Source organism: Pedobacter steynii (assembly GCF_900103665.1).
Classification (GTDB): domain Bacteria; phylum Bacteroidota; class Bacteroidia; order Sphingobacteriales; family Sphingobacteriaceae; genus Pedobacter; species Pedobacter steynii.
On sequence record NZ_FNGY01000003.1, the window covers coordinates 722,746 to 748,825 of the forward strand.

21 protein-coding genes and 1 tRNA gene are annotated in these 26,080 nt (G+C 41.8%); 13 read left to right on the forward strand and 9 right to left on the reverse strand.

The annotated features are described in order from the left end of the window. Positions 1-10: 10 nt before the first annotated feature. Positions 11-1,024, reverse strand: coding sequence for a sensor histidine kinase (locus BLQ87_RS11230; RefSeq protein ID WP_074606491.1), 1,014 nt, complete (start codon positions 1,022-1,024; stop codon positions 11-13). 201 nt (positions 1,025-1,225) lie between these two features. Between BLQ87_RS11230 and BLQ87_RS11235 the strand changes: the two genes are divergently transcribed. Next, complete coding sequence (locus BLQ87_RS11235) at positions 1,226-3,643, forward strand: outer membrane beta-barrel family protein (protein WP_074606493.1); 2,418 nt, start codon at positions 1,226-1,228, stop codon at positions 3,641-3,643. Positions 3,644-3,726: 83 nt separating this feature from the next. Here BLQ87_RS11235 and BLQ87_RS11240 read toward each other — a convergent pair whose 3' ends face one another. Then, positions 3,727-4,197: a hypothetical protein gene (locus BLQ87_RS11240; protein WP_074606969.1), complete on the reverse strand. Its 471-nt coding sequence runs from the start codon at positions 4,195-4,197 to the stop codon at positions 3,727-3,729. A gap of 101 nt (positions 4,198-4,298) precedes the next feature. Between BLQ87_RS11240 and ychF the strand changes: the two genes are divergently transcribed. Next, positions 4,299-5,393: a redox-regulated ATPase YchF gene (gene ychF, locus BLQ87_RS11245; RefSeq protein ID WP_074606495.1), complete on the forward strand. Its 1,095-nt coding sequence runs from the start codon at positions 4,299-4,301 to the stop codon at positions 5,391-5,393. Positions 5,394-5,458: 65 nt separating this feature from the next. Here ychF and mgtE read toward each other — a convergent pair whose 3' ends face one another. Both mgtE and BLQ87_RS11255 read right to left on the reverse strand, forming a co-directional pair. Beyond that, the gene (mgtE, locus tag BLQ87_RS11250; RefSeq protein WP_074606497.1) at positions 5,459-6,832 is read right to left on the reverse strand and encodes a magnesium transporter; all 1,374 of its coding nucleotides are present in this window, start codon (positions 6,830-6,832) and stop codon (positions 5,459-5,461) included. A 320-nt stretch (positions 6,833-7,152) separates the two neighbouring features. Further along, a complete protein-coding gene (locus BLQ87_RS11255) occupies positions 7,153-8,544 on the reverse strand; it encodes a TlpA disulfide reductase family protein (protein ID WP_143010410.1) in 1,392 nt (463 codons plus the stop codon). A gap of 146 nt (positions 8,545-8,690) precedes the next feature. Here BLQ87_RS11255 and BLQ87_RS11260 point away from each other — a divergent pair, with 146 nt between their 5' ends. The 5 genes from BLQ87_RS11260 (at position 8,691) to ccsA (ending at position 14,235) form a co-directional block, all read left to right on the forward strand. Next, positions 8,691-9,245, forward strand: coding sequence for a hypothetical protein (locus tag BLQ87_RS11260; protein WP_143010411.1), 555 nt, complete (start codon positions 8,691-8,693; stop codon positions 9,243-9,245). Positions 9,246-9,365: 120 nt separating this feature from the next. Continuing rightward, a tRNA-Arg gene (locus BLQ87_RS11265) sits at positions 9,366-9,437 on the forward strand. A 101-nt stretch (positions 9,438-9,538) separates the two neighbouring features. Next, on the forward strand, positions 9,539-10,036 hold the full coding sequence (locus BLQ87_RS11270; RefSeq protein WP_074606503.1) for a helix-turn-helix transcriptional regulator: 498 nt from the start codon (positions 9,539-9,541) through the stop codon (positions 10,034-10,036). 7 nt (positions 10,037-10,043) lie between these two features. Further along, on the forward strand, positions 10,044-10,694 hold the full coding sequence (locus tag BLQ87_RS11275; protein WP_074606505.1) for a nucleotidyl transferase AbiEii/AbiGii toxin family protein: 651 nt from the start codon (positions 10,044-10,046) through the stop codon (positions 10,692-10,694). Positions 10,695-10,887: 193 nt separating this feature from the next. After that, complete coding sequence (gene ccsA / locus BLQ87_RS11280; protein ID WP_245723842.1) at positions 10,888-14,235, forward strand: cytochrome c biogenesis protein; 3,348 nt, start codon at positions 10,888-10,890, stop codon at positions 14,233-14,235. A 38-nt stretch (positions 14,236-14,273) separates the two neighbouring features. Here the strand turns inward: ccsA and BLQ87_RS11285 are convergent, their stop codons facing one another. The 4 genes from BLQ87_RS11285 to BLQ87_RS11300 all read right to left on the reverse strand — a co-directional run bounded on the left by BLQ87_RS11285 (position 14,274) and on the right by BLQ87_RS11300 (position 16,509). Continuing rightward, complete coding sequence (locus tag BLQ87_RS11285) at positions 14,274-14,777, reverse strand: anthrone oxygenase family protein (protein ID WP_074606507.1); 504 nt, start codon at positions 14,775-14,777, stop codon at positions 14,274-14,276. A gap of 79 nt (positions 14,778-14,856) precedes the next feature. Further along, entirely contained in the window at positions 14,857-15,171 is a 315-nt protein-coding gene (locus BLQ87_RS11290) for a hypothetical protein (RefSeq protein WP_074606509.1), read from the reverse strand. Between the two features lie 221 nt (positions 15,172-15,392). Then, complete coding sequence (locus BLQ87_RS11295) at positions 15,393-15,830, reverse strand: SRPBCC domain-containing protein (protein WP_074606974.1); 438 nt, start codon at positions 15,828-15,830, stop codon at positions 15,393-15,395. A gap of 115 nt (positions 15,831-15,945) precedes the next feature. Next, entirely contained in the window at positions 15,946-16,509 is a 564-nt protein-coding gene (locus BLQ87_RS11300; RefSeq protein ID WP_083361807.1) for a Crp/Fnr family transcriptional regulator, read from the reverse strand. 149 nt (positions 16,510-16,658) lie between these two features. Between BLQ87_RS11300 and BLQ87_RS11305 the strand changes: the two genes are divergently transcribed. Together BLQ87_RS11305 and BLQ87_RS11310 are read left to right on the forward strand one after the other, a co-directional pair. Then, complete coding sequence (locus BLQ87_RS11305) at positions 16,659-19,130, forward strand: YfhO family protein (protein WP_074606511.1); 2,472 nt, start codon at positions 16,659-16,661, stop codon at positions 19,128-19,130. A gap of 251 nt (positions 19,131-19,381) precedes the next feature. Next, positions 19,382-21,757, forward strand: coding sequence for an ABC transporter permease (locus BLQ87_RS11310; RefSeq protein ID WP_074606513.1), 2,376 nt, complete (start codon positions 19,382-19,384; stop codon positions 21,755-21,757). On the opposite strand, the gene BLQ87_RS11315 is transcribed toward BLQ87_RS11310, so the two are convergent. Beyond that, positions 21,743-22,780, reverse strand: coding sequence for a glycosyltransferase (locus BLQ87_RS11315; RefSeq protein ID WP_074606515.1), 1,038 nt, complete (start codon positions 22,778-22,780; stop codon positions 21,743-21,745). The two genes, BLQ87_RS11310 and BLQ87_RS11315, sit on opposite strands and share 15 nt — an antisense overlap. Before the next feature lie 156 nt (positions 22,781-22,936). Here BLQ87_RS11315 and BLQ87_RS11320 point away from each other — a divergent pair, with 156 nt between their 5' ends. From BLQ87_RS11320 to BLQ87_RS11335, 4 genes are all read left to right on the forward strand, one after another. Beyond that, complete coding sequence (locus BLQ87_RS11320; protein WP_074606517.1) at positions 22,937-24,565, forward strand: dihydroxyacetone kinase subunit DhaK; 1,629 nt, start codon at positions 22,937-22,939, stop codon at positions 24,563-24,565. Between the two features lie 2 nt (positions 24,566-24,567). Further along, positions 24,568-24,795, forward strand: a complete 228-nt coding sequence (locus tag BLQ87_RS11325; RefSeq protein WP_074606520.1) for a hypothetical protein — start codon at positions 24,568-24,570, stop codon at positions 24,793-24,795. Positions 24,796-24,875: 80 nt separating this feature from the next. Next, entirely contained in the window at positions 24,876-25,307 is a 432-nt protein-coding gene (locus BLQ87_RS11330; protein WP_074606522.1) for a DoxX family membrane protein, read from the forward strand. Between the two features lie 49 nt (positions 25,308-25,356). Beyond that, on the forward strand, positions 25,357-26,079 hold the full coding sequence (locus BLQ87_RS11335) for a siderophore-interacting protein (RefSeq protein WP_083361808.1): 723 nt from the start codon (positions 25,357-25,359) through the stop codon (positions 26,077-26,079). The last annotated feature ends 1 nt before the right edge of the window (position 26,080 follow it).

The following is a 26,080-nucleotide window of genomic DNA, read 5'->3' on the forward strand; positions in this document are numbered from 1 at the left end:
TAGAGAATAACTACAGTTCAATTCTCAGGTTGACCTGGTAGGATTTCCCATCATTCTGTATTTCCAAATCATGTTTACCCGGATAAATCAGATACAATCTTCGCTGTACATTCATCAAACCAATCCCACTGGAATGATCTTTCTGGTTCTGGTTAATCTTATTAAAAAGGGTCACCTTCAGCTCCTGCCGGATCACTTTAATCTGTATTCGGACCGGATGATCCGGATCGTTCAGCACCCCATGCTTAAAGGCATTTTCTAAAAAAGAGATGAGTAACAATGGCGCCATACGCTGCTGCTCAGTAACTCCTTCGACCTCAAAGTTGACGTAGAAAAGCGGGTCAAAGCGCATTCGAAATAACTCCACATAACTTTCAAGATAATCGACTTCTTTCAGTAAACTGACCTTGCCATCGGGACTTTCAGTCAGGGTATAACGCATCAGGTCAGAAAGCCTGATGACCGCTTCTGCCAGTTTATCGGAAACCGGAAGGGCAAGGGAATAGATATAATTCAGCGTATTGTATAGAAAATGAGGATTAATCTGAGATTTAAGGAATGACAGTTCCGCTTTTTCGGCTTCCACTCTGAGCTGCTGGTTCATTTTCTCATTTCTGAAGGCATTCTGGGTACTCCAAACCGCAGCTGCAATGACGATATAAGAAGTCCCGTAATATATATTGTCCAGGATATAGTAAAAGGTGGTCGTATCTTTACCATAATTACCAAATCCAAAAAAATGTCGGTTTAGCACTTCTTCCAGCAGGTAACGTAGAGAAATAAACACAACCATGGTGAACACAACCCCGCCAATCAACTGTGGAACTTTTGATTTGCGGAGATAACAGGGGTATACCCAGAGGTAGCAGATATAAAATTCCAGGATATGTAAAAAATTCATAGTTACATCAAAATGCCATACCCCGTCGTGCCAATTGTTATTGATGATATCGCCTATGGAATAATAACCCAACAAAAGCGTCCAGCAAAGTATATGTATGAGCACCTGCTTTTTTATATTCATGCCATAAAACTAATCAAAGTCATTGTTTCTTTTATTTTTCTTATCCCAACCCCATCCTTAATTACGCAAGACCTGTCTTTTGGCGGACGAATACCGCTTTACAAGATTCAAACGGTTTGCATAATATTTCGGCGGGTTGGGATCATTTAATTTAAGAATCCGCGCATATTGATTCCATTTGAGCAAACAATTCAAACAAACATGCGTACTCATTTAAAATTCTTCTTTCCCTTTTTTTTCTTATTACTGATCAAGGCCAGTGCCTTTAGTCAAACTACAAAGCTAAGCGGCAGCGTTCTTAGCTCAACAGATGGCAAAGCCGTTGAATTTGCCTCCGTTGCATTGATACAGTTGCCGGATTCCACAAGAGCAGGACTTGGCATGAGCAATGAAAAAGGAGTATTTTCATTTGAAAACATCAAACCAGGAACTTACCTCGTTAAAGTGATTGCAGTAGGTTATGAAAGAACTCAAAGTAAAACTTTTGACGTTGGCAACATCGCGATGGTATTGCCTGCGCTGAAATTAACCGGTTCAGTAAAGACCTTAAAAGAAGTAGGGATCACTGCTAAAACACCTTTAATTGAACAACTCGCAGACCGTACGGTTCTGAATGTAGAGCAGATGAATACGGCAGGAGACAATGCATTGGATGTGTTAAAAAGAGCGCCTGGGATTAAGCTCGATAAAGATGACAACATCATCCTCAAGGGCAAAAGCGGTGTAAATGTCATGATAGATGGCAAGATGAGCTATATGTCTGGACTGGAACTGAGTACCTATCTGAAATCTTTACCCGGCTCCGTGATGAGTAAGGTGGAACTGATTTCTAACCCTCCTTCCTCTTTTGATGCTGCCGGATCTGCCGGAATCATCAACATCAAGTTGAAAAGAAACAAGCTACAGGGCTTTAACGGAACCGCAAATATCGGCGCAGGATATGGCGAATATGGAAAAGGATATGGTGGTACCAATTTGAATTACAACATTGGAAAAATCAGCACCTATGCCCGGTTCAGTTATGGCTATTACAATTCCTTTAACCGGCTAACCATGAACCGTAAGATTGGAGATGAACAATTCAACCAGCTCAATTTCTGGCATCCGATTACCAAAAGCAGTAATTATTCAGCAGGAGCAGATTATTTTATTAACGACAGGCATACCGTTGGCGTGTTATGGAAAGGCTCAGCGGCTCCCTATACGACGAACAGTGAGAGCCGTTCCGTGAATTACAATGCGGCAAAACAACAAATGGGAAGTGTGTATTCTCAAAACCCACAGGACAATACCGCCGGGAATTATGCGATTAACCTGAACTATCGCTTTAAAATAGACACTGCAGGCAGAGAACTTGGTTTTGATCTCGATCAGGTCAACTATGACAATTCCAGAACTGAGCAATATTTTAACAGTTATTTTGACGCTGCAGGAAGCCGTATCGGAGAAGTCATCAATCTCAGAAACAAAGGATTTGGTGACGTGAACATCTATGCGGTTAAAATAGATTATGTGCATCCCTTCTCAAAAACACTTAAAGCAGAAGCTGGCTATAAAAGCAGCTGGGTAAAGACCAATAGTGATGTCAGTTTCGATTCCCTAAAAACATCCAATTGGGTAAATGATCCCAAGCGCACCAATCAATTTGTTTACCGGGAGAACATCAATGCCCTTTATTTATCCTTCAGCCAATCCTTTAAGCAGCTGGAGCTGAAAGCGGGATTGCGGGCAGAGCAAACACTTGGAAAAGGAGCTTCTTCCGGTACCCAGGAAAAGATAGACCGTAGATACTGGCAGCTATTCCCTACTCTTTTCGCTTCCTGGAAGGTCAATGCAAACCATCAGATTCAGGGAAGTTTTGCCCGCCGCATCAACCGCCCATCCTACTCAGATTTAAATCCATTTGCGACCTATTCCGACCCTTACACGGCTTTAAAAGGAAATCCACTCCTGCTGCCTTCATTTTCCAACAATATTGAGCTCAACTACCACATCAAAAGTTTCCGGGTGATTACGCTTAGTTATGCTAAAAGTACAGATGTGATCTCTCCTGTAATTTATCAAAACGACCAGACCAAGGAAAGCATCAGTGTAGATGAAAACCTTGGCAGGGCGCAAAACCTATACCTCGCTATCGGAAGCCCTTTTGATCTGACAAAATGGTGGAACAACAATACCGAGGTATCTTTTGCCTATGATGACGTAAAATCGGCAGTACAGGGCGGAAGCTATAACAGCCATAAATTCAACTGGTCGATGAACACGGAACAGACCTTCAACCTCCCCAAAGACCTCCAGCTGGCCTATACCTTCTATTACGGTTCCCCTTCTGTATCCGGATTATTTAGGTCGCTGGAGTATTATGGAATGAATGTTTCTGCCAGAAAAACATTTATGAACAAAAAAGCAACGGTTAGTTTAAAGCTCAATGATGTTTTTGATACCTCTAAGTTCAGGAGCCAGCTGCGTTATAGCAATGTGGATACCTATTGGCAAAATCAGTGGGAAAGCCGCAAGATTAACCTGACTTTGAACTACAAATTTGGCAATATGAAAGTCAAAAATGCCAGAACAAGAACTACCGGCACGGCCGATGAAGAAAGCAGGGTTAAGAATTAACGCCCGGTAATCTATTTGTTTTTAAAACGAGAACAGCCGGCAATAGCCGGCTGTTCTTGTTTATCGGAAAGCGGCTTAATTGCTTAGCTGACTCCAATACTCGCTACAACAGCGAATAAAATCCCGACAATATAAAAGCTGAGGACTACAATGGTAAGTACACCCCAGAACTTGAAGAACGACTTCATTTTGCTCATCGCCACACCTAAGCTCAGCTGATCCAGAAACAGGACTGCCTTTTGCGCAGCGGTCGCATATTTAAACAACATTAAACTCGGATAAAAATAAATGAGCGCAATGAGTAAATAGGTCACGGTAATCGCTGCCGGAGCCACCTGAGATAAAGGCGTCTGACCGCCCATGGTGGTCATCGATGAAATCACAGCAGGCATAAAAAATGCGAATATGATGATCAATACGCAAAAAATAAATCCGATAATGGATAAGAATTTAGCCCATTTTGCCGTCTCGTAAATATAGCTGCGGATGTCTTCAGTAACTATAAGGGTTTCATTTTCTGCTTCAAGGGGCTCTTTTTCTTCGAAATCTTCCATAAGGATCGTGTTAATCTTTAAATACTTTTTAGATACCCTAAACATAAAGATTATTTTTAAAAAATTGGTAGCTTTGCGCCAAAACTATAAAAATATCATTCATGGCATTACAATGTGGTATAGTTGGTTTACCAAATGTTGGAAAATCCACCTTATTTAACTGTTTATCGAACGCAAAAGCTCAAGCGGCTAACTTTCCTTTCTGTACAATCGAACCTAATATCGGCGTAATTACTGTACCCGACGACAGGTTGACTAAATTGGCCGAACTGGTACAGCCAAACCGTATTGTTCCCAATACCATTGAGATTGTGGATATTGCAGGTTTGGTAAAAGGTGCTTCCAAAGGGGAAGGTTTAGGAAACCAGTTTTTGGGTAATATCAGGGCTACAAATGCCGTTATCCATGTATTGCGTTGCTTTGACGATGGAAATGTGATCCACGTAGACGGTTCTGTTGATCCGATTCGCGATAAAGAAATTATTGATACTGAATTACAGCTGAAAGATTTGGATACCGTTACCAAACGGATTCAGAAAGTGGAGAAAATGGCAAAAACCGATAAAGATGCCAAAAGAACTTTCGATATTTTAAGCGTGATTAAAGTACATCTTGAAGAAGGTAAATCCGCACGTTCTGCAGCTGTTGCAGCGGAAGATTTTGAATTCATTCAGGACCTGGGTTTGTTAACTCAAAAACCGGTAATGTATGTATGCAACGTAGATGAGAACTCTGTGATCAACGGGAATGCTTATGTAGACCGCGTTAAAGAAGCTGTAAAAAATGAGAATGCTGAAGTATTGGTGATCTCTGCTAAAATAGAATCAGAAATTGCGGAACTGGAAAGTTACGAAGAACGTCAGGAGTTTTTAGCGGACCTTGGTCTTACCGAGTCTGGCGTAAACAAGCTGATTGTTGCGGCTTACCGTTTATTAGACCTGTACACGTATTTTACTGCAGGTGTTCAGGAAGTAAGAGCATGGACGATCACTAAAGGATTCACAGCTCCGCAAGCTGCTGGTGTGATCCACACTGACTTTGAAAAAGGATTTATCCGCGCTGAGGTCATTAAATATATTGACTTTGTAACCCTGGGTTCAGAGGCTGCCTGTAAAGATGCCGGTAAATTAGGTGTCGAAGGTAAAACCTATGTAGTGGAAGATGGAGACATCATGCACTTCCGTTTCAACGTATAATCACATTACCTGATAAAAAGAAAGGCCGGATGATCCGGCCTTTCTTTTTATGTTGTTTTTGGCGCTTAGAGCAGCACTCCCGTCAGGAACATCACTGCAACTGAGAAGTAAATGATCAGTCCGGTTACATCAACCAGGGTTGCTACAAAAGGAGCAGATGAGGTTGCAGGGTCAGCACCAAGTTTCTTTAAGATCAGCGGAAGCATAGAACCTGCCAATGATCCCCATAAAACCACACCAACCAGCGCGACACCTACTGTAACGCCAATCAGGGGCCAATGTGGTCCATACATCGGAGTAAAGAAGGTCCAGACGAAAATCCTGAGGAAACCAATAGAGCCAAGTACAATTCCGAGCATCAGCCCCGAAATGAGCTCCCTTCGCATTACCCTCCACCAATCGCCCACCGTAATCTCTCCCAAAGCCATGGCCTGAATAATCAAAGTAGAAGCCTGTGAACCGCTATTTCCCCCACTTGAAATGATCAACGGAACAAACATCGCCAGGATTACTGCTTTCGCAATGTCGGCTTCAAAATGTCCCATGGCCGTAGCGGTTAACATTTCTCCAAGGAAAAGTACCACCAGCCAACCTATTCTTCGTTTAAACAAACCGAAAATCGGCATATCCAGATAGGGTTCGTCCAATGCCTGAGTACCCCCTATTTTGTGCATATCTTCTGTATATTCTTCGTTTGCAATCCATAGGATATCATCTACAGTTACAATACCCAGCAATACGTTATAATCATCTACTACGGGTAAGGCTACCCGGTTATTCATCCTGAAAATATTAATCGCTTCTTCCTGATGGTCATTTGCTTTTAAGGCGATCAGACGCTGATCTGTCAGGTCTCCGATTTTAGCTTCCGGATCTGCCAGGAGAATTTCTCTGATCCTGATGTCATCCAGCAGGACTCCATCTTTATCGATCACATAGATCACATCAATGGTTTCAGAGTTCTTACCGTAACGCCTGATGTGTGCCAGTACGCGGGATACCGTCCAGTCTTTCTTTACTGCAACATAATCCGGCGTCATCAGCCTTCCCACGCTGTCTTCCTCATAACCCAGCAAAGAGAGCGCTTCCACCCTGTCCTTAGCAGGCAACAGAATGATCAGCTTCTTTACGGCATCGCCTTTCAGCTCACTGAACAAGGAAGTACGGTCATCGGGAGGCAGCAGGTTAATCAGCTCTGCAAGTTTATTTCCGGGAAGTTTTTTAATGATTCTTTCCTGAGTAGGAAAGTCAAGGATTCTGAAAACATTTACGGCCCTTTTGATGGACAGCGTATCAATAAATGTGACTGCGTGTTGGGGAAGTTCGTCTATTAAATGCTCCACATCTGAAATATTCAGGTCATCCAAATATATCTTCAATTGTGCATTGTCTTCCTGCTCTAAGAGCTTTACGATTTCTTCAACAATCATTTCTTCCATAAACGCCTCTTTTCTTTACATGATTTTCATCACCATTACAATTGTTATTTACCCCTTATGAAAGGACCATGAACTTAAGACACAGCTCATGATATGACCCGCACAGTCATCCCGCTTTCATTTTTGCAAAAGTGCTTTTTTATTTTTGAAAAAATGCCTTTATAAGGGAATATAATTGCCTTTGGTAAAAGCAGCGAGATTAACCATGTTTAAATCCTGTTGTAAGTGCTCAGACCTAAAAAATTCAGATACTTGCCATCGTCTTGCTCCCTCAGCATACAGATCTAAACATAGCAATCAGGAAGGTATTTAATGATTCATTAGAGATGATTCTCCAGATAGCCCCCGATGATTTGTGCCGAAGGGTCAACTGCTAATATTGTTCCTTTTTTATCTACCAATAAAACCTTTCCTGCTGCATTTGAAATTCCATATTTATTCCAAATGTTATTTTCATCATCAAGCTCAAGGAGATTTGGCCAACTAAAAGATTCCTTGTCTAAACGTGATAACAACGCCTGGTTATTCTTAAATTCTCTGGCTATTCCGACAACAGCAAATCCTTTGTTGTTGTATTTTTTGTAAAGAGGAACAATAGTTCTACTGGTAGCAATACATGGCCCGCACCAGGATCCCCATAGAATAATTACGGAAACTTTGTTTTTTATCAGCTCTGACAGCTTGATTTTGGAACCGTTCAAATCAGGAGCCGTAAAATCTATAAATTTCCCCCCCGGACGAATTTGGTTAAAACCAGACATCTCATTTTTAATGAGTCTGGTATACTTATGAGCAGGAAATCTTTTTGACAACACCTGATAGGTGTTGTCAAATTCCATTGCGATCTCCGGACTTGTTTTAGCCAGGTTCATATCTTTTAAGAGAAGAAAGTAAGATGCAATGGAAGGATTCTTCTGAATAGTTTCATATTTCCATTTAATTTGTTCCAACAAAAGCTTGTCCTGATCTAATTTAAGTGCAGCGCCTTCTAAACTTCGATCCAATCCCGTTTTTCTCAATTCCTCCTGATCCTTGTAGATTGAACGTTTCTCATCATCATTGGATGCTTTACTTAAGTCAGCCATTAAGGATTTGTATTTTTCACTATAAAGATTTCCAGCATCTGAGAGTATTTTTATTTTTTTCTTGATTGCTGAAATTCTATCTTTAAAAATCTCATAACCACGGGTTAAAGACAAATTATAATCACTATTTAATTTGCCACCTTCAATTTTGTTTTTTTGCGTATTTCCCTTATCAAATAAAGTAAACTTTACGTTTACTGAATCAGGAAAGAAAATTATTGGGAGCCACGTTCCAACCGCTAACTCGTCTTCGAAAATTAACTGATAAGCTTCAGTAGTGTCTAAAGAAACTTTATATTCAAACTTTTTATCCTTAACTGGAATTATGATATGCTCGCTATGAGGATCTTGAGTGCATTTTGACAAAAGTATTTTTTCACTATTTCTACCTAGTACCTCACCTGTTAAAATAATGTCTGTTTTTTGAGCATAAGCTATAGAAGAGCAAATGAAAAGAAAAAAGAAAATTAGCTTCGTTGTATTTATAAATTGCAGCATCATGATGACAAAAGAGTTATTTAAATTCCTCCAAAATAACAATAGCACTACAGGTAAACCATTCAAATATTGATCAATATTGATGTTTTTTTTGCGAGCGATCTTCCTATCATGGTTCCATTTTTGCAAAAGCGCTTTTTTATTTTTGAAGAACGGCCTGAATCAGGAATCTAATTCTCCTTAGTAAAAGCAGGGAGATTACCCTTGTTTAAATCCTGTTGCAAATGCTCAGACCTAAAAAAATCATATATTTAAGACAACTTAACTGCGCTTTTATGAAACCGTACTTTACCATTATTATTTGCTTATTCACCATAAAGACTTTTGCTCAGGTAAAACCAGGCAATCAAGTAGCTAGAGACTCTATAAAAATAACTTACGACACTAATGTTCAGCGTCAACCTCACTACTATGTCGACAATATTTATGTAGGAGATAATATATTTATTCATCTCGATGCTAATCAGATTTTATCCCTGGATGTTGACAAAGAATCTTCAAAGATTTTTATCACGACAAAAAATCCTGCTAGTTTTAATTTCCTTAGTCTTCAGGAGATCAGGAACAAGTACGTTAAATCTACATATCCCAGGGCATTATATTTATTAAATGGCAAGCTGGTCAAAGACCACAGTCAAAAAATCGATGAAAAGTATATTTTGAGCATTCAAATTTCTACATCGGACAGCATTGCGTCATTAAAAGACGCTCAGGTAAAGTTTGATGTCATCGAGATCTTAACGAGATCAAAAGAAAATCTTGAAAAAGCAAATACGCTGATGATCAGGGGGAATTCTACTGCATCAACTTTCTCCAACAGGATAAGATAGGCCCCGGTGTCCTCCTAAAATAAAAAAGGTGACAGATCTTTTAAGAGATTTATCATAAGGATGATGATAAGCATTTTATTATATGAAATAGTTTCCTAGATTTGCAATCTTGAAAAACCAGCATTCGTAGTTCAATGGATAGAATGTCAGATTCCGGTTCTGATGATGGGGGTTCGAATCCCTTCGAGTGCACAAAGAAAGCCTTAGAGAAAATCTAGGGCTTTCTTGTTTTCAATGCTTTGCGCTTTTACGACAAGCAGATCAGTTATAAACAAATTTGTTTATATTTGTATATGGAAATGTCATTGGAAAAATATAAAGGTATTCATCCCGGCCTGATATTAGACCGTGAGCTTAAGAAAAGAAAGCTTAAGAAGCGCCCGTTTGCACTTTCTTTGCCAGAGTATCCTCAAACAATTAACGATATCACAAAGGGCAAGCGTAACCTTACTCCCGAAGTATCTTTAAAAATAGATCGTGCTCTTGGTTTAGCAGAAGGCACTATGTTCCTTCTACAGGCCTATCATGCGATTAAAGTAGCGCAACTGAAAGAACAGACTAAGCTACATCCAGATTTGACTCTTTTCCGTAAAGCTCTTTTTTGGGACACAGATATGAATAAACTTGATTGGGAGAAGCAATACAAACCGATTATCACAAGAATATTTGAACGGGGAGACTCCGGAGAAAAACAAGTTATCATCGATTTCTACGGCAAAGACAAAGTAGAAGAGGTTGCCGGAAGCTACTCTGTTTCAAGCAGATTACCAATATTCAGTCAGCACAAATAATATCGCTATGCTCTACTGGAATACGGTTAATAATGAACTAAGAAATATATTACTTAAATTAATGCAAGCTAATGAATTTCGTGAATTCAGACTAGTTGGGGGTACTGCATTAAGTCTACACCTGGGACATAGAATTTCAGTTGATATTGATCTGTTTACAGATGCAACTTATAGATCAATTGATTTTGATGCAATTGATCATTACTTACGTAACAGTTTTGAATACGTTGTGGGTGATTTTGGAGGTAATCCAGGAATGGGAAAATCGTATTTGATTGGCAGTAGTTCTGATCAGGCAATTAAGCTTGATGTTTATTATTCCATGGATCCATTTTTTCAGGATGAAATGGAATATGATGGAATAAGATTGGCTACGGTAGAAGAAATAATAGCAATGAAAGTTGATGTTATTCAACGTGGTGGGCGGAAAAAAGATTTTTGGGATTTACATGAGCTCTTGCCGCGGTATGATGTCAAAACTATGATTGATTTACATCGACAACGATTTGAATGGACGCATGATCCAAAACTCATCCTTAAAAACTTCGTAGACTTTCAAGCTGCTGATCAGGATTTCGATCCAATTTGCTTACTTGATAAGGAATGGATATTTATTAAAGAAGATATAGAGATTGCAGTGGATTCTGTAAATATATGAATGCCGCCTGGAAAGTAATCAAATTCCATTTCATCAAAAAAGCATCGTAGTTTCGTCTTATTTTTGCCATAAATTCAGATCCTCTTATTTTTATGGCCGATCAAAACCATCTTTGCCGAAGTTTAGGGAAAATCCATCGCCTTGCAATTTGCCCCTTTCCGCCAGGCGCTGAAAATGAATAAGAAAAATAAGAATGATTAAAAGTTTAGGAAAAATACTCTTCTCCACCCGTACGATGGGTGCCATGCTCTTGTTATATGCTTTTTCCATGGCCATGGCCACCTTTGTGGAAAACGATTATGGAACAGCCGTAGCCAAAGCATTGGTGTATAACTGTTGGTGGTTTGAACTGGTGATGGTAATCCTGGTCCTTAACTTCATCGGAAATATTGGAAGGTATCAACTTACACAACGCAAAAAATGGCCGCTATTGGTATTTCACCTTGCGTTTATCGTCATCTTTATTGGCGGATACATTACCAGATATGTCAGCTTTGAAGGATCGATGCACATCCGTGAAGGCGAATCCAGTGATGAAATCATTTCTGATGCCACCTTTTTCAAAGTACAGATTGGAAAAGACGACCAGGCATTGGCCTACGATGATGTCCCTGCAATTTTAATCTCCAATAACATCCCAACCTATCTTAAACCATTTAAAAAAACATTTAAAGCCGAATACGACTACAATGGCGAGCGGGTAAAGATGAAGGTCATCGACTTTTATGCCAGAGCTCAGGACTCCCTGGTTCGTGAAGCTTCAGGCAGGCCAACCCTCCATCTGGTGGTATTGGAAAACGGAAAAAGAGTCAACAAATACATTCCTTCAGGCAGTGTTCAGCTGATGCAGAACATGCTGGTGAGCTATAATAAACCAACCCCCGGCACCATTAACATTGAAGATGCCAATGGCGCCTTGCAAATCACTTCTCCATATCCGGGGAATTACATGGTGATGGCCACCCAGGAAAAGAAAACCGTAGAAGGGAATAGTGCGCCACAAGCTTTCAATTTAAGAAGTTTATACACCATTGGTGCTTTGGCATTCGTAGTTCCCGAAGGGCCTATCCCTGGACGCATCACCTATTTTGAAGGAGATAAGAAAAATCATGAACATGATCCTGACCTCGTAAAACTGGAGATTACCACTTCAAATGCAAAGGACACCGTTTCCTTTTATGGTGGAAAAGGGATGACCAACTTCCAGCACCAAAGTGAAATCGGCGGACTGAGAATCTCTTTAGCCTACGGATCAAAAATATATAAATCCCCGTTTACGCTTAAACTGGTCGACTTTAAAATGGAGAAATACCCGGGAAGTAACAGTCCTGCGGCTTACTCTTCCGATGTGATGATCCAGGAAGCAACCGGCGATCGTCCTTATAAAATCTTTATGAACCATGTCTTAGACCATTCCGGATACCGCTTCTTTCAGGCGAGTTTCGATGATGACGAAAAGGGAACCGTACTTTCTGTGAATCATGATTACTGGGGCACAAACGTAACTTACATAGGCTATACCCTACTTTTCCTTGGTATGTTCGTGACTTTATTCTGGAAGGGAACGCATTTCTCTAAATTAAATGAACAATTGAAAACCCTTTCTAAATCAAAAACCCTGATCTTATTGCTGTTGTTCTTACCTCTGGGTGCTGCTTTCAGTCAGCAGGCTGATCAGAAGATCGACATGCATGGTACCGATGGAAAAACACCTATGCCCGCCGCCGGGATGCCTCAGGCAGAACATGACCATGTGCATACCGAAGGTGACGGTCATGACCATGGCCCGGCCAGTGCTGACCAACCCGCAAAACATGTACACGATCAGGATTATATGGCAGATGTGCAAAAGCTTTTAAGTGCTAAAAATGCAAATGCACAGGAGTTTGCCGCATCCATTAAGATTGATAAAGCCCATGCAGATAGCTTCGGATACCTGCTGGTACAAAATATAGACGGAAGAATTGAGCCCATCAATACCATGGCACTGGAAATTCTGAGAAAACTACACCGCAAGGATCATTTATACAACCTGAGCGCCAATCAGTTCTTTCTTTCTGTTTCCAGCTCACCATTTATCTGGATGAATGTTCCTTTTATAAAAGTTGGCTCGAAAGGTGGCCCTGAACTGCTAAAAGCAGTGAAGGCAAATGAAGAGGGTTATACCTCAATGATCAATTTATTGACCATTAGCCCCGAAGGAGCATTAGAATTTGTGTTAAAAGAGCAGTACCTGAAATCATTTGCAAAGAAACCAGCTGAACAGGGGAGCTATGATAAAGATGTCATCGATCTTAATGATAAATTACAGGCCATGCAGCAATTGGTTGATGGCCAGTACCTGCGCATCTTTCCGATTGCCGGCGATACCAACAATACCTGGATTGCCATGCCCCCTTCTGATCCCTCCAATAAAGCGGTCGTATCCAGCGCATTGGATCCTTATGTAAAAAGCATCAAGGCTGCGGCACAATCCGGAAACTGGGATGGTGCAAATATTGCCTTAAATGTCATCAAAGACATCCAGCTTAAATTCGGGAAAGATGTAGTACCCTCACAGTCAAAGATCAACTGGGAAGTGAGTTACAATTCCTGGAACATCTTCCTGAACCTCATGATTACTTATGCTTTATTAGGAACAGTAATCCTGACGCTGGCATTTTTCAAACTCTTTAAATCTTCCAAAATGCTGGACAGGCTGGTGACTTTCACCTTAATCCTGATCAGTGTTGCCGCCATACTTCAGGCAGTCGGCCTGGGTGCACGCTGGTACATTTCCGGACATGAACCCTGGAGTAATGGTTACGAAGCCGTCTTGTTTATCAGCTGGATCGGCGTCTTATCCGGTTTGCTGATGTACAGAAACAGCAATGCCTTTATCCCTGCTGCCGGTTGTCTTATTGCGGTAATCCTAATGGGATTTGCGCATGGAGGATCACAGATGAATCCACAGATTACACCATTGGTACCGGTGCTTAAATCTTACTGGCTGATGATCCACGTAGCCATCATCACCTCCAGCTATGGATTCTTTGGCCTCAGCGCCTTGTTAGGAACAGTTGTATTGGTGCTTTACATTATTGACGGCAAAAAGATCAGTGCCAAAGTAAAGGCCTCTGTAACGGAGCTTACGATCGTAAATGAAATGTCGTTAACGGTAGGATTATTTTTATTGACCATAGGTACCTTTTTAGGAGGAATATGGGCCAATGAAAGCTGGGGACGTTACTGGAGCTGGGACCCGAAAGAAACATGGGCTTTCATATCGGTGATCGTTTATGCATTTGTCATGCACATACGTCTGATTCCTAAATTAAAGAGCAAGTATTTATTTAACCTCCTGTCATTATTGAGCTTTTCGACCATTATCATGACCTATTTCGGTGTAAATTATTACCTGACGGGTTTACACTCTTATGCACAGGGTGATCCTGTTCCCATCCCATCATGGGTATATATTACCATTGCTGTAGTCTTCCTTTTAGCCCTGATTTCTTATAAACGATACCAGGCCCGAAATACCAAACAGGCCAGCAAATAAATAAAAAACGCCTATGCAAACCTGCATAGGCATTTCTTTTACCCGCTGATTCCACTACGGTACAACAGCGCAACAACCACCAGGACCACCGTCAAAACCGAAGCCACTGTACGGATGCGGTGGAACCTGTTCCAGGGAATTTCAAATCTTTCTCTTTGTATGGTCATCTCTTTGGCAGAAGCTGATGATAAGCTGAACCGGTCTAGTGCCTGATTTAAAGGGACATTCCCAAACATAGTTAATCCAAATACACCTATCGTATAAACGAATGTTGCTGCCAGTAATAACCAGAAGCTATCCGTTACCCCTGCCCTGAACTGTAACCAGGTGCTGAAGGGCAAAAGCAACAGCGTTCCCATAAAACTGCTCAGGAACAAAAGATTCTGTATTTCCTTATTAATAGATTGCATGGCAGCCAAATATCCTTCGTCGGATAGTTTAGCTAAACCGGGATTCACTGCACAGGAAAAAGCATAGAAGAGCCCGCCTGTCAGGGCGGTTAATGTTGCCGTCAGGAGGAGTATAAAATCAGCTGTAATCATTTCATTTTATCTTTAGTTGAAGTTAATCATCTTCCATAAGATAAAATAGAACAAAACCGACAAACTCCTATCCCTGGTTTTATTTGGTCTTTATTTTTTCGTATTTGTAAGCGAACATCCTCCCACTTGTCCTGTAAATACTATCTTTTTGTTTATTCTTTTGACGTTCCGTCAGAAAAACATAATCACTGCTGACATAAACAGCATTAGTGCCGATCGTAATCTCTGAAGAGCCAACCAACGCCGGGCCTTCCTTTGTAATTGCCCCCCTGTAGAGGTCGCGTTTCCAGTTATAAACGGTAGTATCATCCGCATTATCTTTCTTACATCCCCATGCAAAAATGACAAGCGCTACCATCAAAAAAGTCCATTTCATCTGTTTCTTGTTTTTCATCAGAATATAATTGTTTTTTAGCGGTTATGAAGCTACCATAAGCATAATCATTGCTTTCTGTAAGCGGTATGCTTATGGTGGTTTCATTATAAAATCGAACCCGGTATCAGGTTCATATCATGTGTGTTTCCCAAAAATATTCGGGAAGAACTAAAAAACAGAATTTCCAGGACTGATTTAACAAATTTTAACAGGAGTTCAGGATCGGGCCGTTAAAACCATCAACTCCTTTCTGCCCGCGCTTTCAGCTTCACATTCATCTCCATAAAGCCCCGTTTGGTATTGTTGTCCAGTTGTTTCGCAAAAAGTGAAACCAGGATACCTTTGAAGTTTTCGCTTTGAATGAAAGTCGTAGTCCCATTTCCATGATCAATAAGTTCAAATTTATGCTCCCCATCAAAAAGCCCGGAGAACAGTAAATGTCCAATCCACCGAAATTCTTTATTGGGCTCAAATGCGAGGACCCTTGGTCTGAAAGTCATGCCTTTTGCTTCTGGTGGTTCAACCCTCACCACTAGCTTAGTTCCAACTGTTTGATCCCCGCTGATCGACTTGATAAAGGGGTTCCAATTAGGGTATTGATCAAATGCGGTTAATATTTCCCATATACTTTCCGGTCTTGCATTGATTAAGATTTCTGTTTTAATTTCCTTTGTCATCTTTACAATTTGATTAATTAAATGATCAGCAAGCAACAGTTTAATTTCCTGCGTTGCGAACAAGACAAAGGTCTGAAGGAGGCATCAGCTTCCACTTGACAAAAATCAAGAACATTTATTTCTTTCTGATGCGACTAAGTGTCTCCGGGGTCATCCCCAGCATTGAAGCAATATATTGTAATGGAACCTGGTTGAAAAGACTTTTATTGTGTTCAAAAAACAGCTCATACCGTTCTTCGGCAGTCATAGAAAGATGGGTAAAAATCCGGTCCTCCAAAGTGGTAAAACAACTCGCAATGAACAATTTTTCCAGTTCATGCCATTTGGGCACAAGAACGCCTATCCTTTTGTAATCTTCTCTTTTAATGGTAAATAAATCCGTATCTGTCAATGCCTGAATCGTCCAGCGGGCAGGTTTTTCAAAGATGAATCCGGAGAGGTCGGTTACGAAATATCCTTTCGTAGAGATCCATTGCGTAACTTCCTTGTTTTCTGTCGCCAGGAAGATCCTTAAAATACCAGTCTGAACAAAACTTAACCTATCGGAAGCTTTCCCGGTCAATAGGAAATAATCGCCTTTTTTAATCGTTTCCGGCTTAAATAAAGAACTGATCACGGCTAATTCGGCTGCTTCCGCAACTCCGAAGTAGGAACTCACATACTGTTCAAGCGCTGTCATAATTATTCTCTGCCGATGAGTAATATCCGGGAGCCACTAAAATACAAATTATATCTGCGAAAAAGGATCAGCAAATGTCTCCATTGAAACACAGTTTTTAATTTTTGTATTATTGCGGTAATAAAAAAGAAATCAATTGGACACCCATTATGAAAAACTGGCTACAAAGAAACCACCTTCACCTGCTCATCCTTGTCCTCTTTCTCGCCATCAGTTTCATCTATCTCAGTCCTGTACTTCAGGATAAAGTCCTTTATCAAGGCGATGTCGTAGAAGCACAGGCGATGTCAAAAGAGATTATGAAGGTAAAAGCGGAGACGGGTAAAGGACCACTATGGACAAACTCCATGTTTGGCGGAATGCCGGCTTTCCAGATCTGGGTTCAATACCCATCTAATGTCAGCAGTTATGTCGTTAACTTTTTCAAAGCTGTTTTCCCCAATCCGGTAGACACTATCTTCTTGTATCTAGCCGGTGCATATCTTCTTTTTTGTGTTTTAGGCCTGAGGCCATGGCTGGCCGCAGGGGCAGCAATTGCCTTTGCATTCTCCTCCTTTAACTTTATTTTGATTGAGGCAGGACATGCCAACCAGGCATTCGCCATTGCATTTTTCGCACCTATTCTTGCCGGAATCATCCTCACTTTACAGGGTAAACATTTGCTCGGTGCCTCCCTAACGGCTCTTTTCCTGGCTATAGAAATCAGGGCGAACCACATCCAAATGACCTACTACCTGCTCATTGCGATATTGATCCTGATCGGCTTCGAACTATACCATGCCATTCAGTCTAAAACTACGCAAAGCTTTTTCAAATCTATTTCTTATCTGGCAGCCGCAGCGGTTATCGCTATCGGTGTAAATGCCGGAACCTTATGGACCACCTACGAGTATGGAAAAGAATCTATCCGTGGAAAGGCCAACCTTAGCAAAGCAAATCAGCCCATACAAGATGGTCTTGATAAAGAATACGCCTATTACTGGAGCCAGGGCGTAGGTGAAATGATCACTTTTCTGATTCCCGATGCTTATGGTGGTTCTACCGCTACGCAAATTCCCGTTAAAGGATCTGAAGTGGTAAAAACCCTGATAAAAAACGGACAACCACAAGATCAGGCCGAAGATTTTGTCAAACAATTACCCAGTTATTGGGGAGAGAAATCTACTACTTCCGGTCCGTGGTACATTGGCGCTATCGTTTGCTTTCTAGGCGTTTTTGGTCTGTTTATGTTAAACGATAAAATGAAATGGTGGGTCTTATCTGCCTCCTTTCTGTTTATGTTTTTATCTTTTGGCAAACACTTTCCACTCATTTCAGATCTTTTTTTCGATTACGTTCCACTATACAATAAGTTCCGGTCTGTAGAATTCACCCTGATCATCCCCTGCCTGCTCCTCCCTATTCTCGGTTTTCTGGCACTAAAAAAAGCGACCGACGGAGAAGAAGATCCCCGGATAACGCAAAAAAACTTATTGAAATCTATCTATATCGTGGCTGGCTTTTTAGTATTGTTCCTGCTCATTCCTACCCTGTTTTTCAGCTTTACCTCATCAGCGCATCCACAGCTCATTCAAAAGCTCAATGAGGTGAGCGGGAGTCCGGTCTTCGCAAATGAAATCGGAAATGCATTGATCAAAGACCGCATTTCAGTGGCCAGGGCAGATGCCTTCAGGTCTTTGGCTTTCGTATTGATTGCGGCAGGTTTAATCTGGTTGATTTTAAAAAAGAAGATCGGTCAGCAGACCGGCTTCATGGTCCTGACGTTGGTCATCCTGACAGATGTCTGGGGAATTGACAAAAGATACCTGAACGACCGTAGTTTCGTAGATGCCGATATGATGGCCTCACAATTTGAACCCAGATCCGTAGATAAGCTGATCCAAACCGATAAAAGTCTGGACTACCGGGTGTTTGACCTTTCCCGTTCCAATCCGCTGGGTGATGCAACCCCATCCATATTCCATAAATCTATCGGCGGCCGCCATTCTGCCAGACTTCAGCGATACCAGGAAATGCTGGACAGGCAATTCAATAAAACCATAAACGAGCCTGTCCTGGATATGCTCAACACAAAATACCTGATTGTTCCTGATACCGCCAGAGGTTTATCAGAGAAGGCCATCCAAAGGCCTACGGCCAGTGGAAATGCCTGGTTCGTCCCGCAGGTACATTTTGTCAAAAATGCAGAAGAGGAAATGAACGCCATCACCAGCTTCGACCCAAAGAAAGATGTTTTTGTTCATCAGGATTTTCAATCCCAGGTCGACCAGCAAAAGCCGGGCTTCGATCCGCAATCGGAAATTAAACTGATCAGTTACCACCCGGACAATTTAGTGTACCGCTATCAATCGAACAAAGCGGCAATAGCCGTGTTTGCGGAAATATGGTATAGCAAAGGCTGGAAGGCTTATGTGGATCAGCAGGAAATACCCTACTTTAGGGCAAATTACATTTTAAGGGCAGCGGTATTGCCTGCAGGAAAACATGAACTGATATTTAAGTTCGAACCAAAATCCTACTATTGGGGAGAACGCATTTCCCTGCTTGCCTCCATTCTGCTGGTCGGTTCCTTAATTGCAGCACTCGTACTCAGTATCATCAAACCAAAACCAATCGCTTAGAAAATTTATGACCGCGACACAACCACATAGGAAAAGCGCAGTCCTGCTCTGGTATTGCCAATAGCTCAGCTTACCAGACGATGACGAAAGCATGAGGCGGCTTTAACCAGGCTGTGCGTTTATGTACACCGCTACTGTCCATTTCCGAACAGGAGAATTGCTATAAACCGTTCTAGGCGCAAATAAATCAAGTTCTCAAACATGAAAACAAAGATGGCATACAATTCGCAAAACCCAGAAAAAAACACCACATGTTCAGGATAAACTTAAAAATTGCATTAAGAAACCTTTGGAGAAGTAAAGGATTTACCTTAATTAACATAGGCGGTCTGGCCGTTGGATTGGCTTGCTCGCTGATGTTATTGTTATATGTGGGTTATGAATGGAGTTACGACAAACAGTTTGCGGATGTCGACAGAACTTATTTCACCAGGCTTAACCTGAAAATCAACGGAAAGCTCAATACTACCATAGCCACGCCCAATAAACTTGCCGCCACCGCTTTACAGACCATCCCTGGCATTGAAAACGCCGCCAGGATTGCAATGGCAACGCCCGACAAGCTCTTTAGCCATAAGGAAAACAATTTCAAACTGAAAGGGCTTACCGTTGACCCTTCCTTTTTAAAAATATTTGACTACCAGTTCATTTATGGAGATGCCGGCTCTGCGTTAAAAGACCCCAACTCCATCCTCCTGACTTCCTCCACTGCAAAAAGACTCTTTGGAAACGAAAATCCCATCGGACAAAGCGTGATGTGGGATAACCGTAAACCATTAAAAGTTGCGGCGGTTATCGAAGACCTTCCAAAAAATCAAAGTATTCAGTTTGATATCCTGCAAACCTGGGCCCTTTTCGAGCAGGAAAACCCTTCAGAAAAAGAAAATGGCTGGGGAACGATCACCTGTATGACCATCATCAAACTAAAGGACAAACAGACTTTTGCCGCCGCAGATGCTGCAGTAAGAAAGCTGATTTTCTCAAAGGAAAAAGATACAGACCTTGAAGCCTTTCTCTTTCCTTATTCCAAACTCCATCTTTACGATGAATTTGAGAATGGAAAAACAACCGGCGGAAGAATAGATCAGGTTAAACTCTTTGCTTTTCTTGCCTTTTGCGTCTTGCTGATTGCCAGCATCAATTACATGAACCTCTCCACTGCCCGTTCTGAAAAACGTGCCAGGGAAGTGGGTATCCGCAAAGCGATGGGCTCTTCAAGGTTCAACCTGATGGGGCAATTTATCCTGGAATCCCTGCTGTTGTCCTTTGCAGCCATGTTGATCGCTTTTGTGCTCTTAGAAATTTTCCTTCCTTATTTCAACAACCTGCTCGACATCCAGATTCAGATCAATTACCATTCCTATCTGTTCTGGACCACATTGGTAGCCATGGTCTCCATCACCGGACTTCTCGCAGGCAGCTATCCTGCTTTCTATTTATCCTCTTTCAGTCCGACAAAAGTTTTGAAGGGTTTTAAGGGAACCGGTGGATCTTCCATGTCTATCCGAAAAGTCCTGGTGATTGTACAATTTAGCCTTTCGGTAGGCATGATCATCTGTGCAATTATAATTTACACACAGATTCAATTCATGAAAAACAAACCTCTTGGCTTTGAGCGAGATGGTCTGGTACAACTGGATATCGAGGGAGAATGGGCAAAAGCGGGGAAACTTGAGCTTTTTAAAACAACATTAAAGAAAGCTGGCGCGATTGTATCTGCAACAGAGTTTGCGTCTACTTTTACGGAAGGAGGAAGCATCACCGGAGCAATCAGCTGGCCTGGAAAAGCGGCGAACGACAATTCTGTCATCGATTACAGAAGTACAGGATACGAATTCACCAATACCATAGGCGGCGGACTCCTTGCTGGCAGGGATTTCAGCCCTGAATTTGTGGCAGACACCGCTACTTCTGTGATGGTCAATGAACAGGCCGTAAAAACAATGGGACTTAAAAATCCGGTTGGCACAAATATTACCTGGGGAGACAATCCGCCACTGACCATCATTGGCGTGGTAAAAGATTATTCCAACGAAGCTATTGGGCAAAAACCAAAACCAACCTTATTTTATTTTAACCCTGCAAAAAGCCGGATATTGTTGTTAAGACTCGATCCTTCAAAACCTCTGAATAAATCTGTACAGCTCATCAGGACCATCAGCAACCGCATCAACCCGGCGTACCCGGCCGAACTCAAATTCATTAGCCAGGGGATGGAAGAACAACTCAGAAATGAGAAACTGCTCAGTGCCCTGTCTAATATTTTCGGTGGCTTTGCCATCCTGATCTCCTGCCTTGGGTTGCTGGGTCTCGCTTTATATATGGCCGAACAGCGAAACAAAGAAATCAGCATCAGAAAAGTACTTGGTGCCGATTTGAAAAACATACTGATCCTGCTGAATAAAGATTTCATTAAACTCGTGATCTTCTCTAATATGATCGCCTTTCCACTGGCCTATATTTTTGCGAAAAACTGGCTCAGTAAATACGATTACAAAATAGACATCGCGATCTGGCCCTTCCTGATTGCAGGCTTGATCTCTCTTTTTATTTCGGTATTAACCGTGAGTTTACAAACCTTCAAAGTGGCAAAAGCGAATGCGATAGATGCCTTAAAATACGAGTAGTTCGGAAGCAGCTGAAGGGATCATCAGCTGCTCATTAAATTCATTTTCAAAGATGCCAAAAAATGAATTTTCAACTTCATCTGCTTTCCATTGGTTATGCCAGTGGTAAGCATAGCATCCTGGAAAAAATTTCTGATAAGAATCTATGTCAGATTTATTGATAAACTCCCGGTCAAAAGGTTTAAAGAAATCCGGAAAATCGGCAAGCGGGCTGTTCTCCAGTTTTCCTCCCTGCCATATTGGATCAAAAAGAGCACATGGAAAAACATATAAGTCTTTCAGGAGTACATCCGAATAATTCAAAATCACCCAGGGTAAGACCGTATGTTTTTCTATGCTTTTATGCATGATATAGGTCGAAATTAAGCTTTGACGGTTCAACCTCAGTAAAGCGCTATTGGCAAAGGGTTGTGATTCCCATGCGTAACAAAATTCTGAATCACGAAGCGTACCGAAATCTTTAAGAAACATCACGTCCAGATCAAAGTATACCCCACCATATTTAAAAAGCACTAAAAACCGGAAGGCATCTGATCGTTTTGCTAAATTTTGAGACTCAGCCACCAGGTTCTTTTTGTTTTTCCATGGCGTATCTTTCATCTCCAGAAACGGATCATAAGATCTGACTTCTATGAAAGGCAGAATTGCTTTTAACAGGGGGTTCTGATCATGATTTTCAAATCCATTGTCCTGATCAAGCCAAAGAACTACCCGACACTTCCCCAGGTCCTGGGTACAGAGGAATGATTTGATAGAAAAGGCCTGTTTACGTCCTATAACCCCATACCAGTAGCAATGATAAATTGTTTTTTCTTCCCGCGTTTTCTGAGGTGTAAATCCTGAGGCATCCAGATCAAATCCATTTTCAAGACTCGCCAGCGCATAGTCATTATCTGTATAGAGCTGTTCATCTTTAAGGTGTCGCCAGTGATGGATACTTCCACCTGTTTCCGGCATAGACTCGTAATCGTTATCTGGCTTATTTTTGAATTTTCTTATGATCTTCTGTAGCTTCTTTAGCATCGGGGAATATGGGCAGGTATCTAATGGGCGGCAAAACTAAACTAATTTTAAAGAGCCCTGACCTAAGCGTCAAATTATTTTTCACAAAAAGTCATATTTTTTCAAAATACATCAGGAAAGTACACCAAATAACTATATTGAGAAAAAAAATAAAGCATGAAATTCTTCATTAATGAAACTGATCAGATTGTAAACGAAGCGATAGAAGGATTATTAACCAATCCAAAACTGGCAAGACTGGACTCCTTCCCTGAAGTTAGGGTGGTGATCCGTAAAGACTGGGATAAATCAAAGGTTGCGGTCATCTCTGGCGGCGGCTCAGGTCATGAACCCGCACATGCCGGTTTTGTAGGTAAAGGCATGTTAACCGCAGCAGTATGTGGCGATATCTTTGCTTCCCCAACTGTGGATGCGGTATTATCGGCCATCCTTGCAGCTACAGGACCAAAAGGCTGTTTGTTAATTATAAAAAACTATACCGGCGACCGCCTCAATTTCGGTCTGGCAGCAGAACAGGCACGTGCCCTGGGATACGAAGTAAAAACAGTAACCGTAGATGACGATATCGCCCTGGGCAAAGACGTAAAGAAAAGAGGACTGGCAGGAACCCTGTTTGTACATAAGATTGCAGGACAGCTTGCTGAAGAAGGAAAATCACTGGAAGAAATCGCTGCCATTGCACAACAGGTGATTGACAAAACCGCCTCTATTGGCCTTTCTTTAACAGAGTGCCAGCACTTAGGACAAGAAACCAGCTCCCGGTTAAATGATGACCAGGTAGAACTAGGATTGGGAATTCATGGAGAACCAGGTATAGAAGTCATTCCTTATGCAAAAGCAGATCAGCTGATGGCCCTTGCTATGGAAAAACTCGAAGCAAATTTACCGGATATACATGGCCGTTATGCCATGATCTTCAACAATATGGGAAGCGTAAGCCCAATTGAAATGAGCTTACTGGTCAACGCTTTCCGCAAAACAAAATTAGCCGCAAAAATAGATTACATGATCGGCCCGGCAGCCCTCATGTCTTCGATCAATATGAGTGGTTTTTCCGTATCCGTCTTATTACTGAGCCCGGAAATAGAAAAAGCTTTACTGGCAGAGGCCGAGCCCAATGCCTGGCAGGTACAAGCCTTTAAAAAACCTGCCGAAGTCAGCAGTCCAAAACTTCCGGAAACCATTCCTTACGAAGCTTCGGCTAATGACCAGGTTTATCAATTGATCAACGAAGTCGCGCAACTACTCGTGTCCATCGAAAAGGAAATCAACGGACTGGATGCTAAAGTTGGAGATGGTGATGCAGGATCTACCTTTGCCCTGACTGGCAGAAGGCTGTTAACAGTCATAGACCGACTTCCTTTGAATGATACCGGGAAATTGCTGCTCAGCATTGGCCGGATTCTGGCAAGAGAAGCCGGAGGCTCCAGTGGCGTCTTATTGTCCATCCTCTTTACTGCTGCCGGAACGGCCTATACCAAATCTCCTGAACTGGGAAAATCGCTATTGGAAGGATTACAAAAAGTAAAGGATTACGGTGGCGCACAAACCGGCGACCGTACCATGATAGATGCCTTACAACCTGCCTTTGAATCGCTTGCAAATGGAGAAACGGCCAGCCTGGTTGCCCAGCATGCACGACAAGGAGCAGAACATACCAAGACGATCATCAATACCAAATTTGGCCGTTCCTCTTACCTTTCTGAAGAAGTATTGAGAAACGTCCCTGATCCGGGAGCAGAAGTAATCGCCAGGGTCTTCGAAAAAATTGCTTCACTAAATTAAATATGAAGATTAAGCTTATCGTTTTCGCCTTATTGATATCCGGCACTTTTCCATCCCTTGCACATGTAAAAGATAAGGGTCTTTTATCGCAGCTAACAGACTCGGTAAAACACCCGGCCTTTGATAAAGTCCATAGCATACTCATCACCAAAGGAAATAAACTGGTTTACGAGCAATATTTCAACGGATATGGAAAGGATAAGCAATTAATCACCCTAAAATACTCCTGATATCGTAAATATAAATCCTGAATTGATAAACAGCATCGCCTCTGCTCCGGGTACTTTTACAAAAATCGCTGAATGAATTCATGGAAACAGAAAACCGCATCATTACCATCTTCACTTACCTCGTAAGGGCTTTACTTGCTTATGTATATATCCCGCACGGATTGGAAAAACTCTATACCAAAATCAATGTACAGGAGTATATTGATTTCAAGCTGGGGCAGGACTTCATCAACTTTTATCTGATCTGGGAAAAGAGCGGATACATCTGGGTAATTGGTATCGCGCAATTTCTTGGCGGATTGTTCCTGCTGTTCACGAAGACCTATCTTTTCGGAGCGGTCTGGTTGCTGCCCATTTCCATTGGAATGTTCTGCTGTCATTTATTTATTACTCATGCCCAGGATTTCCTGATCTTCGATACCCTGGTCCTTACCATGAACCTCTACCTCATTTTATTGCATTTCCGGTCATTAACAAATACCTTCTTTAAACCACAAAAGACCTGGATATAAGCCCAAAGATTAAAAAACCATGATCAGAACTTTATAAACAGAATTTGATATGCCCAGAATGCCCAAATGGTTAGCTGATTTTTCAGAGAAAACTTTTAAAGCTGCTTACAAGCAAACCGTGATTACTGAGGTTGAATATTATGCCCCTAAGCTAAAAAGAATAAGGTACCAGGGCGATGCACTCAGAAGTATCGAATGGAAACCCGCACAGGAAGTCGAGTTCCGCGTTACAGACACCGAATACCGGCACTATACCCCCATGTACTGGAACAAGGAAAAAGGATATACCGATGTCCTGTTTTACCTTCATGGCAAGGGCCCCGGAAGTACCTGGGCCTCAGAATTGAAAGTAAATGATGAGCTCCTCCTGATTGGCCCCGGTGGAAAGTTTATCATTCCCGACAACAGTTCCAGAATGGTCATGATGGGTGATGAAACGACATTGAGCACTTTCTATGGCATGCAACAGCAATTGCCGGGCGGAGTAACCAACATCCATTGCCTGATTGAATGTGAAGCAGAAGCAATGGGCTGGCCGGAAAAGATTGGCATGAAGGCCATTCCCTTACAAACCATCCCTTCATTTCCGGGAAGGATACAGGAAGAATGGCTTCGGCAACACCTGCAAACTGCTGATTCTGCCACGGCCTACTTCCTGAGTGGAAATGCAAACACCATCAAAAACCTGCGCCGCATATTGGTCTCCACCGGAGTTCCGGGCGCACAAATCAGGATGAAACCTTACTGGCTGGAAGGAAAAAAAGGTCTTTAAT